The organism is Comamonas testosteroni (assembly GCF_030505195.1).
In the GTDB taxonomy this organism is placed as follows: Bacteria; Pseudomonadota; Gammaproteobacteria; order Burkholderiales; family Burkholderiaceae_C; genus Comamonas; species Comamonas testosteroni_G.
In genome coordinates this window covers 2,367,812-2,382,747 of sequence record NZ_CP129672.1, presented here as the reverse complement: position 1 = coordinate 2,382,747, position 14,936 = coordinate 2,367,812, and the positions used below count along the sequence as shown (strand labels likewise).

The following is a 14,936-nucleotide window of genomic DNA, read 5'->3' as shown; positions in this document are numbered from 1 at the left end:
ACGACAAGCGTAACCAGCTCCTATTTTTAGTCAAGATGAATATCGGCGACAGCGGCCAGCTTCTTCATCTTGGCCACTTCGCTGGCGATCTGCTTGGTGAAATCGGCGCTCGATGTGCCCGAGGGGTACAGGCCTTGAGCGGCCATGCGCTGCTTGACGGCGGGATCCTTGAGTGCGGCAATGATGGCTTTTTGCACACGTTCCACTTGTGCGGCGGGCGTGTTCTTGGGGGCCACCAGGCCGAACCAGGAAGGCTCGTTCAGATCGGGGTGACCGGCCTGCGCATAGGTCTGCACATCGGGCAGCACGTCCAGGCGTTCATGCCAGGACACGGCCAGGGCGCGCACCTTGCCCGACTTGATATGGGGCAGGGACGAGTTCACCTGATCGAAGTACACGGGAACCTGGTTGCCCAGCACGTCGTTGATGGCCGGAGCCGAGCCACGGTAGGGAATGTGGTGCATTTCGGTGCCCGTGCTCTTGAGGAACTGGGCGCCCCACATATGGCCGATGGTGCCGTTGCCGGGGGTGGCATAGGACACCTTGCCGGGGTTGGCCTTGAGGTAGGCCACAAACTCGGCAAAAGTCTTCACGGGAATCAGCTTGGGGTTGATCACCAGCACGCCGGGGGCCTTGACGATCTCGGTCACACCCACGAAGTCGTTGATTGCGTCGTAAGGCAGCTTCTTGAACACGGCGGGGTTCACGCCATGGGTGGACAGGGTGGCAATGCCGAAAGTCACGCCATCAGTGGCGCGAGCCACTTCGGCCATGCCGATGGAGCCGCCGGCGCCGGCCTTGTTTTCAATCACCACGGCCTGGCCGCCCAGCAGCTTGATCAGCACGTCCTGCATATTGCGGGGCACCATGTCGGTAGGGCCGCCAGCGGGGAAGGGCACGACGATGCGCAGAGGACGCGATGTGTCCTGCGCCATGGTCATGCCGGAGAAAGAAGAAGCGGCTGCGGCAGCAGCGGCGGTGTAGATGAATTGACGTCTTTGCATCAAAAAGCTCCCAGGATCCAGTGATTCCAAATTGTTGTCTTGCAGAGCACAAATAGCGACTCTTCAGACAACCCATGACCGAATTGATTCTAGGGTAAGCGAGAGCTTGCTAAATACGCAGTTTCCGATGCCTGCATCGGGGCAAATGGGCGCAAAGCCAAGCCTGGCGCGGCTTCTCAGCCTTGTCAGGCACCGAATTGGTGCATTTCGAGCTTGCGCTTCACTGCTGTCCGGGCATGGCCTTGAAGCGCACGGTAAACAGTGCCCCCGGCGGGGTATGACCGGGCCTGGCTTCTTGCAGCAGCACCTGCGCTCCATGCTGACGGGCGATTTCCATGACGATGGGCAGGCCCAGACCGGAGCCGTCGGCTTCGGAGCCCAGCGCCCGGTAAAAGGGCTGGAAGATCAGTTCGCGCTCGGCCAGCGGCACGCCGGGGCCGGAGTCCTCGACCTGCAGCAGCAGAATCTGGCCGAAATGATCGGCCTGCACGCGCACGGTGACCACGCCCGGCTGTTCGCTGGTCGATGGCGTGTAGTTGATGGCGTTGTCCACCAGATTGCGCACCAACTCGGCGAGCAAGGTGGCATTGCCGTTGAGCCAGACACCGGGCGTGCTGGCGCTGGCGCCCTCGTAGCCCAGGTCGATGTGCTTGTCCATGGCGCGCGGCAGGCAGTCCTGCACCACGTCGGTGACGATGCGCACGAGGTTGCAGCCTTGCATGGCGGGCACGGCGCTCTCGGCCCGTGCCAGTGCCAGCAGCTGGTTGACCGTATGGGTGGCACGCATGCTGGAGCGGCCGATCTGCGCCAGCGAGCGCTTCAGGTCTTCGGTGTTCGTGCCCTCGCGCTGGGCCAGGTCGGCCTGCATGCGCAGCCCCGCCAGCGGGGTCTTGAGCTGGTGGGCGGCGTCGGCCAGAAAGCGCTTTTGCGTGGCGATGGAGTCATGCAGCCGCTGCAGCAGATCGTTGACCGAATCGACCAGCGGCACCACCTCCAGCGGCACATCTTTGTGGTTGATGGGCGAGAGATCCTCGGGCTTGCGCGCGCGGATGCGCTCTTCCAGCCGGTGCAGCGGCTTGATGCCGCGCGCCAGCGCCAGCCAGACCAGCAAGGCGGCCAGCGGCAGGATGACGAACTGCGGCAGCATCACGCCCTTGATGATTTCCGTGGCCAGCACGCTACGCTTTTCGCGTGTTTCCGCGACCTGCACCAGAGCGTTGGGCTCGCCGGGCAGCGGCATGCGCACCCAGATATAGGCCACGCGCAGGTCAATGCCCTTGTATTCCTCATCGCGCAGCAGCACCGTGCCGGTGGGCGGGTCCTCGTCGACAGCGGGCGGGCGCGGCAGGTCGCGCTCGCCCGCCAGATATTCGCCCCTGGTGCCGCTGACCTGAAAGAACACCGTGTCCGACTCATCGGCGCGCAAGATCTCGCTGGCCGACTGCGGCAGATTGAACTGCACCTTGCCGCGTTGCACGATGACCAGCTGGGCCAGGGCCTGGGCGTTGTACTCCAGCGCGCGGTCGAAGGGCTTGTTGGCCAGACCCTGGGCCACCAGCCAGGTCAGCGCCAGGCTCACGGGCCAGAGCAGCAGCAGCGGCGTGAGCATCCAGTCGAGGATCTCGCCAAAGAGGGATCGCTGCTCACGCTGAAAGATCTTCATGGGTGGGGCGCTATCTCATGCAAGAGGCAGCCAGCGAGGGCCGCCCCGAAGCCAAGGCTGCCGTCCCCCTGGGGGGAAGCGGCGGGGCCGCCTAGGCAAAGCCGCTCAGGGGGGGGTGATTTTTTCCAGGCAGTAACCGAGGCCGCGGACGGTGGCGATGCGGATCGGGCCTTTCTCGATTTTCTTGCGCAGACGGTGGATATAGACCTCGATGGCGTTGTTGCTCACCTCTTCGCCCCATTCGCACAGGCGCTCCACCAGCTGGTCCTTGCTGACCAGACGGCCCGCGCGCTGCAGCAGCACTTCCAGCAGGCCCAGCTCGCGCGCCGACAGCTCCACCATCTTGCCGTCGATGGTGGCGACCCGGCCGGTCTGGTCATAGACCAGCGGGCCGTGCTTGATGGTGGAGCTGGCGCCGCCCATGCCGCGACGCGTGAGGGCGCGCACGCGCGCTTCCAGCTCGGACAGCGCAAACGGCTTGGCCATGTAGTCGTCGGCACCATAGTCCAGGCCCTGTACGCGCTCTTCGATCGAATCGGCGGCCGTGAGAATCAGCACCGGAAGCGCATCGCCGCGCCCACGCAGGCGCTTGAGCACTTCCAGACCGTGTACCTTTGGCAGACCCAGATCGAGAATCAGCAAATCGAATTCGCTGCTGGTCAGCAAGGCGGTATCGGCCTCACTGCCATTGGCCACATGGCTGACAACGGCGCCCGAGCTGCGCAGCGTGCGCAGCAGGCCGTCTGCCAGCACCTGGTCGTCTTCGGCAATCAGTATGCGCATGTGTGTCTCCTGGTTGTTATGTGTGCCTGTTTGCACTTTTGCTGCCATTGTAGGGATGGCTCGTGGCCATTCAGGGCAATTCTCGACAGCCGCTTACAGGCGTCGAATCTCAATAGCCTTCGGCATAGGCTTCCAGGCCCAGCGCGACCACGGTGGCCACATCCGTGCCCACGGCTTCGCGAAATTCGGCCTCTGCCTGGCTTACGGCGTCGTGAAAAGCCTGCAGCCAGGCCAGACCCGCATCGGTGAAGCGCACGCGCCTGGCGCGCGCATCATGCGGGTCGCTCTCGCGCGTGACCAGGCCCCAGGCTTCGCACTGCGTCACCAGATCGGCCATGGCCTGTTTGGTCATGCCGGCCTTGCCGGCCAGATCGGTGAGCCGGTCGCCAGCCAGCGACAGATGGCGCGTGATGTGGATATGGGCCGCCCCCACCTTGTCGCGGGCCGCCAGGTTGGACAGCGCCAGCGGCACCTCCACTGCACGCGCCATGAGCTGCAGCACGCGCGCATCGAAGCGGCGCATGGCATGACCCAGCAAACGGCCCAGATGGGTCTGGCGCCAGGCATCGGCGGGCGGGGTGACGTGGGCGATTTCCGACATGGATAAATAGTAAGGCAAACTGACTAAATATTTAAATAAATTTGCGGTAGCAGCCTCTAAACTACTGTTCAAGCATCCAGCCTGAATACATAAACAGGGCTGGCTACAGACAGTCATTCACCTACTTCGGAGCCTGATATGAACGCCATCGCCAAGACCAACGACGCCAACAGCGAAAAAGCCAAAGCCCTGGCTGCAGCCCTGGCCCAGATCGAAAAGCAGTTCGGCAAGGGCACCATCATGAAGCTCGGTGAAGGTGAAGCCATCGAAGACATTCAGGTCGTCTCCACCGGCTCTCTGGGTCTGGACATCGCGCTGGGCGTAGGCGGTCTGCCGCGCGGCCGCGTGATTGAAATCTACGGCCCCGAATCCTCGGGCAAGACCACGCTGACGCTGCAGGTCATTGCCGAGATGCAAAAGCTGGGCGGCACCTGCGCCTTCATCGACGCCGAGCATGCGCTGGACACCGGCTATGCCCAGAAGCTGGGCGTGAGCCTCAGCGACGTGCTGATCAGCCAGCCCGACACCGGTGAGCAGGCACTGGAGATCTGCGACAGTCTGGTGCGCTCGGGTGCCGTGGACCTGATCGTCATCGACTCGGTGGCCGCCTTGACGCCCAAGGCCGAAATCGAAGGTGAGATGGGCGACGCCCTGCCCGGCCTGCAGGCCCGCCTGATGAGCCAGGCCCTGCGCAAGCTGACGGCCACCATCAAGAAGACCAACTGCATGGTCATCTTCATCAATCAGATCCGCATGAAGATCGGCGTGATGTTCGGCTCGCCCGAGACCACCACCGGCGGCAATGCGCTGAAGTTCTATGCCTCCGTGCGTCTGGATATCCGCCGCACCGGCACCATCAAGAAGGGCGATGAGGCCATCGGCAACGAAACCAAGGTCAAGGTCGTGAAGAACAAGGTCTCGCCCCCCTTCAAGACGGCCGAGTTCGACATCCTGTTTGGCGAAGGCATCAGCCGCGAAGGCGAGATTCTGGACATGGGCGTGAACGCCAAGATTCTGGAAAAGAGCGGTGCCTGGTATGCCTACAACGGCGAAAAAATCGGCCAGGGCCGCGACAACTCGCGTGAGTTCCTGCGCGAGAACCCCGCGCTGGCCATCGAAATCGAGAACAAGGTGCGCGATAGCCTGGGCATCAAGCTGCTGCCCGTGGACGGTGCAGCGGCTGCCGAAGCCAAGCCTGCCAAGGGCGGCAAGGGCAAGGTAGACAAGGACGGAGTGATTGAAGGTTGATTCTTCCCCTGAGGCGCTATGCGCCTTTCGCGAAAGGGGACGACATCCTCGCAGCAGTGCGGCCCTTGCTTGATGTCCCTGGCTTGGTGAACGCCAGTGTTTGAGTTCGGGCCTTATTGCTCAAAAGGTTTGCCATCTTTGCGCAGGTTCGTCCTGCGCCTTTTTGTTTCTGGAGATGCGTCGTGAGCTTTGCCAAGCTTTCACTCAAAGGCCGAGCCCTGAAGCTGCTGGGGCAGCGCGAGCATTCGCGGCTGGAGTTGCAGCGCAAGCTGGCGCCGTATGTGGAAGAGGGCGATGACCTGCGGGCCATTCTCGATGAGCTGGAAAAGCGCGGCTTCATCAGCGCGCAGCGGGTAGTGGATTCCGTCATTCACAGCAAGTCCAGCCGCTTTGGCACGGCGCGGCTGGTGCAGGAGTTGCGCAGCAAAGGGCTGGACGATGAAGTGGTGCGCAACGCGAGCGAGCAACTGCGCGATACCGAGCTGGAACGTGCCCGTGAGCTGTGGCGCAAGCGCTTTGGCACGCCGCCTGCCGATATCAAGGAAAAGGCCAAACAGCTGCGCTTCATGGCGTCGCGGGGCTTTTCCTCTGCCGTGGCATCGCGGGTTTTGCGCGAGGCTCCATACTCGGCGTTCGACGAAAGTGATGACGCGGGCTGAGAACTGCACGCAGCCGGCGACCGTTAGACTCCGTGACGGAAAGGACAATGCATGCCCTCAACAGCCTCGAATCCGGATACTGTGTCCGCCTTGCGTGTCGGCCTGAGCGCAGGCAAATCCCTGCTGGGTGGCCTGATGCTCGGCATTGCGCTGGCTCTGGTGCTGGGCTGCACCTCGGCCGCTTTCTACTTCCTGCGCCTGGACGGGCCGGGCATGCCTGCGGCGGCCCATGCCGGTGGCGCGGGGGCTTTCATCACCTTGCTGTTTTCGCCGTCGCTGGTGGTGGCCCTGCTGCTGGTGTTCATCATCCCGGCCTATGTGATGGTGGGCCTGCAGATCGGGCGCGCCCGCGCCACTGGCAAGCTGGTGGCGCGTTATGGACAGGGCTTGTCGCAGCGGTTGGCCGAGATGCTGGCGCAGCGCATCGAGTCTATGCCCCGTGCGCACAATGCACTGCACAAAACCGCCGACCTGCTGAACATGAGCACGGCCATGGAGCATCTGAAACCCTGGATTGGCGATGGCCGGGCGGTGCAATGGGTGGTGCGCACGGTGCTCAATCGCCTGCCGCTGTCCGAGGTGATGGACGAATGGGGCCGGACGCGTGCCGAGTGGGGTGAGCAAGCCAGCCGGGGAGACCCGGCGCTGCGTGCCTTTGTGGGCGAAAAAATTCAGAGCCTGCTGCAGGAGATGGCCGAGCCGTCGTGGACGCTGCTGTGGATTGTGATGGCCGTGCATGCGGTGGTATTGGGCCTTGGCATCTGGCTGACCTGAGGCTTATACCGGCGCAGGCGTGCGCGTTGCCCACCAGCAGACCAGCGAACCCAGCGTTACCAGTGCCACGCCTTGCCAAAAGCTCCAGCCCGGCAGCACCTGCAGCAGTGCACTGGCCATCAGCGCCGAGAGCACCGGTGTGAAATAGGACGCCGCAGCCAGCAGGGCCAGCTTGCCATGCTGGATGCCGTGCTCCCAGCAGCTGTAGCCCAGTGCCGTGAGCGCCCCGACCAGCAAGACCTGGCCGGCGGTCAGCCAGGTCCAGAGCATGGGCTGTGGCTCGCCCAGCATCAGCCACTTGAGCCACAGCGCGATGGAAGTCCAGGTCACGAACAGACCCACGGCGTTGAAGCCTGCGCCATAGCGGCGCGCCAGCAGCGAGTAGGTCGGCCAGAGCAGGGCGGCAGCAAAACCCATGCCATAGGCCAGCGGGTTGCCCAGCACATGGCTCCACATGAGCGGCAGGCTGAAGCTGTCGCCGCCCAGCACGCGCGCCAGGCCCCACAGGCAGATCAGCACGCCTGGCCACAGCCACCAGCGAGCCCCCTGCTGGCCGCACAGCACGGCCAGCACGATGGTGAGGCTGGGCCAGAGATAGTTGATGAGCCCGATCTCCATGGCCTGGCTGCGGTCGTGGGCCAGGCCCACGGCTACGGACAGGCAAATCTCATAGACCACAAACAGCAGGCCGCAGCCCCAGAGATAGGCAGGGTGCATGCTGCGCCAGCGTGCCAGCTCGCGCCAGCCTTTGCGCCCGCGTGCTGCGGCAACGCAGATGGCGGCCATGGTGTAGAGGCAGGCCGCGCCGCCGACGGCACCCAGCGGCTCTGCCACGGCACGCATCAGGCCCACGGTGCAGCTCCAGCAGAGCACGGCCAGCAGGCCGATAAGCGTGGCACGCCGGGCGGCGGCTTCAGTGGGGTTCATGGAGAGGCGCTTTTAAAACAGGAGCTTTATGCGCAATGTAGGCAACGATTTGATGCATCTTTTGCATTGAATTCCTTGTCTGGATGGCGCTGTAAGCTATTGATTTTATTGTTTGTCCCCAGCGGGGCCAGGTGCTGATCATCGCCGCGAAATCAATAAAAAACGGCCCATAGGGCCGTTTCAGCAGAGACTGGGCGCGCTCAGAGGCCCAGCATGATCTGCAGGTTCTGCACGGCGGCGCCGCTGGCACCCTTGCCCAGATTGTCCAGACGCGCGATCAGCACGGCCTGGCGGTATTGCTCGTTGGCAAACACGCGCAGCTCCAGCTTGTTGGTATTGGCCAGGGTGTCGGCGGCCAGCTTGTTGTCGTCCGTGGGCGGCAGCACGCTGACCCAGTTGGCGCTGGTATTGGTCCGGGCGTAGTGGCTGGCCAGCGCGTCGTGCAGGTCGGCGGCCTTGGGTGCACCGGGCAGCAGATCCAGGTGCAGCGGCAGCTGCACCAGCATGCCCTGGGCAAAGTTGCTCACTGCGGGGATGAACACGGGGCGGCGGGTCATGCCGGTGTAGTGCAGGATTTCGGGAATGTGCTTGTGCGACAGGCCCAGGGCATAGGCCTCGTAAGGCGCGGCATCGCCGCCTTCATAGGCTTCGATCATGCTGCGGCCGCCGCCGCTGTAGCCGGACACGGAAGGCAGGCTCACGGGGTAGTCGGCGGGAATCAGGCCAGCAGCCACCAGCGGTGCCAGCAGGGCGATGGCACCCGTGGCGTAGCAGCCGGGGTTGGAGACGCGGGTGGCGCTCTTGATGGCCTCGAGCTGGCCGGCGCGCAGTTCGGGGAAACCGTAGGCCCAGCCTGCGGCCGTGCGATGGGCGGTGGAGGCGTCGATGATCTTGATGGCGCGGCCGGTCTCTGCGGTGATGGAGTCCACCATGGCGGCAGTTTCGCGGGCGGCATCGTCGTGCAGGCAGAGGATGACCAGATCCACACCGGCAATCAGAGAGCGTTTGGCGGCCGGGTCCTTGCGCAGTGCGGGGTCGATGCTGACCAGCTCCACCCCTGCAAAATCGACCAGACGCTCACGGATCTGCAGACCCGTGGTTCCTGCTTCTCCGTCAATAAAGACTTTTGCCATTGCATTTTCTCCTGCACCGGCGCGCGCATTTCTTGGTTTCTATGCCGCTGCCTGCGGCACCATTGCCGCTTTACGAGCGGTGATTGTCCTTGAATCTCGTCAGGGATGTGCACGGCCTGTCTTTGCACAAGTCTTGCGCGAATGGCCCAGTAGACGCAGCAGCTATTAGCGGTTGTCAGCACATTGCCAGCCGCAGCCTCAAGGCCTTTAACTCGTATATAAGACATAAGAAAGTTGCGGGAAGAAAAGATATCGTGTAGGAATAATTTCCCTAAAGAATTCAAGGCATTGCAGCTGTTTCCGGAACACGACAAAGTTGCGCGAAATTGTGGATTTTGCGCATGTTCAGCTGTCGTTTTGCGCGGTGCAGCATGGTACATTCCTGCTCGCCATGTCATATGAACCCGATGGCCAGGCTCCCCCGAGTCGGTGGCAAGCGGGTATTTCCCCTCAGTTCAGAGAGACAAAGTCATGAAGATTCATGAATACCAAGGCAAGGAAATCTTGCGCCAATTTGGTGTGCCCGTTCCCCGTGGCATTCCTGCGTTTACCGTGCAAGAGGCTGTGGAAGCAGCCCAGAAGCTGGGTGGACCCGTGTGGGTGGTGAAGGCCCAGATCCACGCTGGTGGCCGCGGCAAGGGCGGCGGCGTGAAGGTTGCCAAGTCCATCGAGGACGTGCAAAAGCTGTCCGAGCAGATCCTGGGCATGCAGCTGGTGACTCACCAGACCGGCCCCGAAGGCCAGAAGGTCCGTCGTCTGTACATCGAAGACGGCGCCGACATCAAGAACGAGCTGTATGTGTCGCTGGTGACTGACCGCGCCACACAGAAGGTTGCCCTGATCGCTTCCAGCGAAGGCGGCATGGACATCGAGGAAGTGGCTCACTCCACTCCCGAAAAAATCATCACCGAGATGATCGACCCGCTGACCGGCATCACCGAAGCGCAATCGCGCAAGGTGGCTGCAGCCATCGGACTGGAAGGTGCTTCCATCGACCAAGCCGTAGACATCTTCTCCAAGATCTACAAGTGCTACATGGACACCGACGCGTCGCTGGTGGAAATCAACCCCCTGAACTGCGACTCCAAGGGCAACCTGATGGCTCTGGACGCGAAGTTCAACTTCGACCCCAACGCGCTGTTCCGTCATCCCGAAATCGTGGCCTTCCGCGATCTGGACGAAGAAGACGCTGCCGAAATCGAAGCCTCCAAGTTCGATCTGGCCTACATCTCCCTGGACGGCAACATCGGCTGCCTGGTCAACGGCGCTGGTCTGGCCATGGCCACCATGGACACCATCAAGCTGTTCGGCGGCGAACCTGCCAACTTCCTGGACGTGGGCGGCGGCGCTACGGCCGAGAAGGTGACAGAAGCCTTCAAGATCATGCTCAAGAACCCTGAAGTCAAGGGTATTTTGGTCAATATCTTCGGCGGCATCATGAAGTGCGACACCATCGCCAACGGCGTGGTCACTGCCTGCAAGGCCGTGAACCTGAGCGTGCCTCTGGTCGTGCGCATGAAGGGCACCAACGAAGAACTGGGCAAGCAAATCCTCAAGGATTCCGGTCTGCCCATCATCGCTGCTGACACCATGGCTGAAGCAGCGACCAAGATCGTTGCTGCCGTTAAGTAATACGCCCCGGAGATAGAAACATGTCGATCTTTATCAACAAAGACACCAAGGTCATCACCCAGGGCATTACTGGCAAGACCGGTCAGTTCCACACTGAAAAGTGCCAGGAATACGCGAACGGCAAGAACTGCTTCGTGGCAGGCGTGAACCCCAAGAAGGCTGGCGAAAAGATTTTCGACATCCCAATCTTTGGTTCCGTCAAGGACGCCGCCAAGGAAACCGGCGCTACCGTGTCCGTGATCTATGTGCCTCCCGCAGGTGCTGCCGCTGCCATCTGGGAAGCTGTTGAAGCCGACCTGGACCTGGCCATCTGCATCACCGAAGGCATCCCCGTTCGCGACATGCTGGAAGTGCGCAACAAGATGAAGGCCAAGGAAGCTGCCGGCGGCAAGAAGACTCTGCTGCTGGGCCCCAACTGCCCCGGTCTGATCACGCCTGACGAAATCAAGATCGGCATCATGCCCGGTCACATCCACAAGAAGGGCCGCGTGGGCGTGGTGTCCCGTTCCGGTACGCTGACTTACGAAGCCGTGGCTCAGCTGACCGAACTGGGCATTGGCCAGTCCTCCGCTGTCGGTATCGGTGGCGACCCCATCAACGGTCTGAAGCACATCGACGTGATGCGCGCTTTCAACGACGATCCCGACACCGATGCCGTGATCATGATCGGTGAAATCGGCGGTCCCGACGAAGCCGAAGCTGCCCAGTGGTGCAAGGCCAACATGAAGAAGCCTATCGTGGGCTTCATCGCCGGCGTGACTGCGCCTCCCGGCAAGCGCATGGGCCACGCAGGTGCCCTGATCTCCGGCGGTGCCGACACCGCTGACGCCAAGCTGGCCATCATGGAAGAGTGCGGCTTCACCATCACCCGCAACCCTTCCGAAATGGGGCGCCTGCTGCAAGGCCTGCTGAAGAAGTAAGCCCGTGCAAAAGTTCGTGATACCGCGTTGAATTTACGCAGTATTACGAACTGGCAAGATGGGCTTCGAGCCCTACACTGCCTCCACTCTTAAAAGAAAGCGCCGCGCAATGCGGCGCTTTCATATTCAAAACAGTGGAGTCATCATGGAAATGCTCAATAGCGCCGATTTCTGGATCGGCCTGGTGAAGATCATCTGGATCAACATCATCCTCTCCGGCGACAACGCCGTGGTCATCGCACTGGCCGCGCGCTCTCTTCCCCCTGAACAGCAAAAGAAAGCCATCATGTTTGGCTCCGGCGCCGCCGTGGTGCTGCGTATCGTGCTGACCGTGGTGGCTGCCAAGCTGCTGGAGCTCTCCTTCCTGCAGGTCGTGGGCGGCTGCCTGCTGCTGTGGATCGGCTATCAGCTGCTGACGGGCGACGAAGACGGCGATGGCGAGTCCAAGGGCCATGGCTCCATGATGACCGCCATCCGCACCATCCTGATCGCCGACCTGGTGATGAGCCTGGACAACGTGATTGCCGTGGCCGCCACCGCCCAGGGCAATATGGTGTTGCTGATCCTGGGTCTGGCCATTTCCATTCCCCTGGTGATCTTCGGCTCCACGCTGATGATCAAGCTCATGGAACGCTTCCCCGTCATCGTCACGCTGGGCGCGGCGCTGATCGGCTGGGTGGGCGGCGAGACCATCGTCAACGACAACCTGCTGCATGGGTTCGCATTGGCGCACCCCTGGCTGCACTATGCCGCTGCTGCAGCGGGCGCCGTGCTGGTGGTCGGACTGGGCAAGTTCATGCAAGCCCGTGGCGAGAAGAAGGAAGTGGCGACGGCCTGAGCGCCCTTCGACGGCTTTGCCAAAAAACGCACTGTGCAAGCACAGTGCGTTTTTTTATGGCCGCAGCACGGAAGACAAACTGTGTGAACATGGCTGTGGACCACAACCTTCGTGTAACCCCAGGCTTGTTAGCCTTGTCGCCATGCAGATATCGGAACTTGCCAGCCTGTCGGGTGTGTCCGTGCACGCCATTCGCCACTATGAGAGTCTGGGCCTGATTGCCGCCGCCCGGCGCCCCTCCGGCTACCGCGAGTTCGATGACAGCGTGATCCGCGAGCTGCGATTCATCGCCATGTCGCGGCAATGTGGCTTCTCCCTGGCGCAGATCGCCGAAGTGCTGCCGGCCTATCGTCGCCAGACCCTGACGGCGGCCCAGATGATTGCCAGGCTTGAGGAGCGCATTGCCGAACTGGATGCGGAGATTGCCCAGCGGCGCGCACTGCGCAAGCACCTGGTTTCACACATCGCGTGGTTTGGCGAGCGCGAGCCGCAGCCAGCCTCGAAGCCAGGATTTCCGCGGGTTCGCGCCCGCGGCAGTGACGAGGCCGGTTCATCCGGTCGGAGTAGGAGGAAGTGATGACAGCTCAGAACGAGAATTTCGCCCGTGACGTACAGGCCCTGGTACTTTCCATGCCGGTGGCCCGGATGCTGCAACTGCGCTTTGAGCGCATAGAGCCAGGCGAGGTCGATCTCAGCCTGCCCTATCAGGAAAGCCTGAGTTTCAGGCCCGGCCAGTTGCAGGCAACGCCCGTCTTTGCCATCGCGGACTTCGCCGCCGTGTCGGCCGCAGGGACGCTGCTGCCGGCTGGCTGGTTCAATGCCACCGTGGACTGCAGCATCAAATACCTGGCGGCAGCCAATGGCACGAGCTTGCTGGCCCGTGGCCGTGTCATCCAGGCCAGCAAGCTGCTGACCGTGGCCCGGGCGGATGTGTTTTCCTGCCGCGAAGGCCGGGAGCTGCTGTGCGCCACCATGCTGGCCACGGCGCGGAACCTGGCGCCTGCACAGTAGGGGGCCTTTCGGTGCTGTAGCGCCTGAATGGTGGATGCTGGATGCTATCGAGATTGATTTTTCTCCATAGCGGGTCTGTAACCGACCGAGTCAGCGCCTTCAAGGCACACTACAGCCCATCATGAAGACCCAGTACTACACCGCTTGCAGCCTGGATGGCTTTCTCGCCACCGAAGAGGACTCTCTGGACTGGCTGTTTCCCCTGGGCAGCCTGACGGAGTCCAGCTATCCGGGATTTATTGCGCAGGTCGGTGCGCTGGCCATGGGCTCGGCCACCTATGAGTGGATGGTCCGCAACGCCGATGCCGTAAAGCAGGAGACCGGCGCGGCCTGGCCTTATGCGCAGCCTGCCTGGGTTTTCTCCAGCCGTCAGCTGCCGTTGATAGAGGGCGCCGATGTGCGCTTTGTCAGCGGCGATGTGCGGCCCGTGCTGGCAAACATGAGAGCTGCAGCCGGCGACAAGAACATCTGGATCGTGGGCGGCGGTGATCTGGCGGCTCAGTTCCATGACGCGGGCCTGCTGGACGAGGTGATTGTGCAGATTGGCTCGGCCACTCTGGGCCGTGGCAAGCCTTTGTTTCCGCGTCGCGTGCTGAGCCCCGTGCTGCAGCTGCAGTCCGTGCAGCAGATGGGCACGGGCATGGCGGAGCTGCGCTACACCGTGTGCAAGACGCAGCTGCCTGGGGATTAACGGCTGTTTTTGGCAGGCCAGAGCACCGAGGCAATCGCCACCACCATCAGACAGACGGCGCTCCAGTCCTGCCAATGCAAGACCTCGCCCAGCCACCCGGCACCCACAAAAACGCCGAGCACCGGAATCATCATCACGCTCAGCGTGGAGGCCACGGGCGGCAGGCTGCGAGCCAGATAGAACCACACGGCCTGGGCAAAGCCCAGCACCAGGATGCCATTGAAAGCAATGGCCGCCAGCGCGCTTTGGTCGGGCATATGCCATTGTTTTCGCTCGAAAACAAAGGCCAGTACGGTCAGTACCACGGTGGTGATGGCCACCATCCACAGCGACAGCGTCATCAGCGGCACGGGCGCCTCGGTGCGGCGCAGCAACTGCGTGCCCCAGGCCCAGCCGGCAGCGGCGATCAGCATCAGCATCACGCCCAGGGGCTTGCTGCCCAGAGCGCCAACCTCATGCCACAGCAGCAGCAGCACGCCGGCGAAGGCCGCTCCCACGCCCGCCCAGGCGCGCGCGCCCAGCCGGTCCTTGAAGAACAGGCTGCCGAACACGGCCGAGAAGATGGGCATGGTGTAGCCCAGAATCGCCGCGCGCCCGCTGGACAGCGTGGGGATGGCGATGATGATCAGGCAGTGCCAGAGCACCATATTGAACAGCGTGAGCTTGGCCAGCTGGCCCCAGTAGCTGCGCGGTATGGTCAGCGGCAAGCCCCTGCCGACGACAAAGAGGGCCAGAATGGGCAGGCCTATCCACATGCTGACCATGCGAAAGCTCAGGGGCGGGAAATGCTGCACGCCGAGCTTCATCACCGGCCAGTTCAGGCCCCAGACGATGGTGAGCAAGACGAGAAGAACGAGCTGTTTGGGCGTGAACGAAGGCATGGGGGTGGATTATCTCCCCCGGAATGATTTTCTCCCCCTGTGGCGCTTCGCGCCTTCCCCCTCTCTCTACGCGCTGCGCGCTAGGGGAGGGGGACGACAGCCTCGCAGCGGGGCGGCGGGGCCGCCTAGGCCCTTGCTCGCTGTCTCTTTGCTGGTTTGTGCCAGGTTTGA

General features: G+C 62.5%; 16 protein-coding genes. 9 read left to right on the top strand and 7 right to left on the bottom strand.

Annotation, left to right across the window (positions count from 1 at the left end):
* Nucleotides 1-26 precede the first annotated feature (26 nt).
* From QYQ99_RS10865 to QYQ99_RS10850, 4 genes are all read right to left on the bottom strand, one after another.
* Nucleotides 27-1,004: a tripartite tricarboxylate transporter substrate binding protein BugE gene (locus tag QYQ99_RS10865; protein WP_302092639.1), complete on the bottom strand. Its 978-nt coding sequence runs from the start codon at nucleotides 1,002-1,004 to the stop codon at nucleotides 27-29.
* Nucleotides 1,005-1,224: 220 nt separating this feature from the next.
* Nucleotides 1,225-2,667, bottom strand: coding sequence for a sensor histidine kinase (locus tag QYQ99_RS10860; protein ID WP_302092638.1), 1,443 nt, complete (start codon nucleotides 2,665-2,667; stop codon nucleotides 1,225-1,227).
* 105 nt (nucleotides 2,668-2,772) lie between these two features.
* The gene (locus tag QYQ99_RS10855) at nucleotides 2,773-3,450 is read right to left on the bottom strand and encodes a response regulator (RefSeq protein WP_003060046.1); all 678 of its coding nucleotides are present in this window, start codon (nucleotides 3,448-3,450) and stop codon (nucleotides 2,773-2,775) included.
* A 109-nt stretch (nucleotides 3,451-3,559) separates the two neighbouring features.
* On the bottom strand, nucleotides 3,560-4,051 hold the full coding sequence (locus QYQ99_RS10850) for a MarR family winged helix-turn-helix transcriptional regulator (RefSeq protein ID WP_302092637.1): 492 nt from the start codon (nucleotides 4,049-4,051) through the stop codon (nucleotides 3,560-3,562).
* A gap of 138 nt (nucleotides 4,052-4,189) precedes the next feature.
* Here QYQ99_RS10850 and recA point away from each other — a divergent pair, with 138 nt between their 5' ends.
* From recA to QYQ99_RS10835, 3 genes are all read left to right on the top strand, one after another.
* Nucleotides 4,190-5,299 (top strand): recombinase RecA, encoded by a 1,110-nt coding sequence (recA, locus tag QYQ99_RS10845; RefSeq protein ID WP_302092636.1) that lies wholly within the window; start codon nucleotides 4,190-4,192, stop codon nucleotides 5,297-5,299.
* Nucleotides 5,300-5,481: 182 nt separating this feature from the next.
* On the top strand, nucleotides 5,482-5,958 hold the full coding sequence (gene recX, locus QYQ99_RS10840) for a recombination regulator RecX (RefSeq protein ID WP_302092635.1): 477 nt from the start codon (nucleotides 5,482-5,484) through the stop codon (nucleotides 5,956-5,958).
* Nucleotides 5,959-6,009: 51 nt separating this feature from the next.
* The gene (locus tag QYQ99_RS10835) at nucleotides 6,010-6,732 is read left to right on the top strand and encodes a hypothetical protein (RefSeq protein WP_302092634.1); all 723 of its coding nucleotides are present in this window, start codon (nucleotides 6,010-6,012) and stop codon (nucleotides 6,730-6,732) included.
* A gap of 3 nt (nucleotides 6,733-6,735) precedes the next feature.
* On the opposite strand, the gene yddG is transcribed toward QYQ99_RS10835, so the two are convergent.
* On the bottom strand, nucleotides 6,736-7,659 hold the full coding sequence (gene yddG / locus QYQ99_RS10830; RefSeq protein WP_302092633.1) for an aromatic amino acid DMT transporter YddG: 924 nt from the start codon (nucleotides 7,657-7,659) through the stop codon (nucleotides 6,736-6,738).
* 200 nt (nucleotides 7,660-7,859) lie between these two features.
* Nucleotides 7,860-8,792, bottom strand: a complete 933-nt coding sequence (argC, locus tag QYQ99_RS10825) for an N-acetyl-gamma-glutamyl-phosphate reductase (RefSeq protein ID WP_302092632.1) — start codon at nucleotides 8,790-8,792, stop codon at nucleotides 7,860-7,862.
* 471 nt (nucleotides 8,793-9,263) lie between these two features.
* Between argC and sucC the strand changes: the two genes are divergently transcribed.
* The 6 genes from sucC to QYQ99_RS10795 all read left to right on the top strand — a co-directional run bounded on the left by sucC (nucleotide 9,264) and on the right by QYQ99_RS10795 (nucleotide 13,884).
* Nucleotides 9,264-10,424 carry an ADP-forming succinate--CoA ligase subunit beta gene (gene sucC, locus QYQ99_RS10820; protein ID WP_302092631.1) on the top strand — a complete coding sequence of 387 codons (1,161 nt, stop codon included), beginning with the start codon at nucleotides 9,264-9,266 and terminating at the stop codon, nucleotides 10,422-10,424.
* 20 nt (nucleotides 10,425-10,444) lie between these two features.
* Complete coding sequence (sucD, locus tag QYQ99_RS10815) at nucleotides 10,445-11,344, top strand: succinate--CoA ligase subunit alpha (RefSeq protein ID WP_003064739.1); 900 nt, start codon at nucleotides 10,445-10,447, stop codon at nucleotides 11,342-11,344.
* Nucleotides 11,345-11,489: 145 nt separating this feature from the next.
* Entirely contained in the window at nucleotides 11,490-12,182 is a 693-nt protein-coding gene (locus QYQ99_RS10810; RefSeq protein ID WP_302092630.1) for a TerC family protein, read from the top strand.
* A gap of 142 nt (nucleotides 12,183-12,324) precedes the next feature.
* The gene (locus QYQ99_RS10805; protein WP_302092629.1) at nucleotides 12,325-12,759 is read left to right on the top strand and encodes a MerR family transcriptional regulator; all 435 of its coding nucleotides are present in this window, start codon (nucleotides 12,325-12,327) and stop codon (nucleotides 12,757-12,759) included.
* Complete coding sequence (locus QYQ99_RS10800) at nucleotides 12,759-13,193, top strand: PaaI family thioesterase (protein ID WP_302092628.1); 435 nt, start codon at nucleotides 12,759-12,761, stop codon at nucleotides 13,191-13,193. The genes QYQ99_RS10805 and QYQ99_RS10800 overlap by 1 nt, the downstream gene beginning before the upstream one ends.
* A gap of 121 nt (nucleotides 13,194-13,314) precedes the next feature.
* Complete coding sequence (locus QYQ99_RS10795; RefSeq protein ID WP_302092627.1) at nucleotides 13,315-13,884, top strand: dihydrofolate reductase family protein; 570 nt, start codon at nucleotides 13,315-13,317, stop codon at nucleotides 13,882-13,884.
* Here QYQ99_RS10795 and QYQ99_RS10790 read toward each other — a convergent pair.
* The gene (locus QYQ99_RS10790; protein ID WP_302092626.1) at nucleotides 13,881-14,765 is read right to left on the bottom strand and encodes a DMT family transporter; all 885 of its coding nucleotides are present in this window, start codon (nucleotides 14,763-14,765) and stop codon (nucleotides 13,881-13,883) included. The two genes, QYQ99_RS10795 and QYQ99_RS10790, sit on opposite strands and share 4 nt — an antisense overlap.
* Nucleotides 14,766-14,936 lie beyond the last annotated feature (171 nt).

Excerpts from the sequence above, each read along its gene's own strand:
- QYQ99_RS10860 (WP_302092638.1), bottom strand. The coding sequence starts at position 2,667 with ATGAAGATCTTTCAGCGTGAGCAGCGATCCCTCTTTGGCGAGATCCTC.
- QYQ99_RS10835 (WP_302092634.1), top strand. The coding sequence starts at position 6,010 with ATGCCCTCAACAGCCTCGAATCCGGATACTGTGTCCGCCTTGCGTGTC.
- QYQ99_RS10810 (WP_302092630.1), top strand. The coding sequence starts at position 11,490 with ATGGAAATGCTCAATAGCGCCGATTTCTGGATCGGCCTGGTGAAGATC.
- QYQ99_RS10855 (WP_003060046.1), bottom strand. The coding sequence starts at position 3,450 with ATGCGCATACTGATTGCCGAAGACGACCAGGTGCTGGCAGACGGCCTG.
- argC (WP_302092632.1), bottom strand. The coding sequence starts at position 8,792 with ATGGCAAAAGTCTTTATTGACGGAGAAGCAGGAACCACGGGTCTGCAG.
- recA (WP_302092636.1), top strand. The coding sequence starts at position 4,190 with ATGAACGCCATCGCCAAGACCAACGACGCCAACAGCGAAAAAGCCAAA.
- QYQ99_RS10800 (WP_302092628.1), top strand. The coding sequence starts at position 12,759 with ATGACAGCTCAGAACGAGAATTTCGCCCGTGACGTACAGGCCCTGGTA.
- sucC (WP_302092631.1), top strand. The coding sequence starts at position 9,264 with ATGAAGATTCATGAATACCAAGGCAAGGAAATCTTGCGCCAATTTGGT.
- QYQ99_RS10795 (WP_302092627.1), top strand. The coding sequence starts at position 13,315 with ATGAAGACCCAGTACTACACCGCTTGCAGCCTGGATGGCTTTCTCGCC.
- sucD (WP_003064739.1), top strand. The coding sequence starts at position 10,445 with ATGTCGATCTTTATCAACAAAGACACCAAGGTCATCACCCAGGGCATT.
- QYQ99_RS10865 (WP_302092639.1), bottom strand. The coding sequence starts at position 1,004 with ATGCAAAGACGTCAATTCATCTACACCGCCGCTGCTGCCGCAGCCGCT.
- QYQ99_RS10805 (WP_302092629.1), top strand. The coding sequence starts at position 12,325 with ATGCAGATATCGGAACTTGCCAGCCTGTCGGGTGTGTCCGTGCACGCC.
- QYQ99_RS10850 (WP_302092637.1), bottom strand. The coding sequence starts at position 4,051 with ATGTCGGAAATCGCCCACGTCACCCCGCCCGCCGATGCCTGGCGCCAG.
- QYQ99_RS10790 (WP_302092626.1), bottom strand. The coding sequence starts at position 14,765 with ATGCCTTCGTTCACGCCCAAACAGCTCGTTCTTCTCGTCTTGCTCACC.
- yddG (WP_302092633.1), bottom strand. The coding sequence starts at position 7,659 with ATGAACCCCACTGAAGCCGCCGCCCGGCGTGCCACGCTTATCGGCCTG.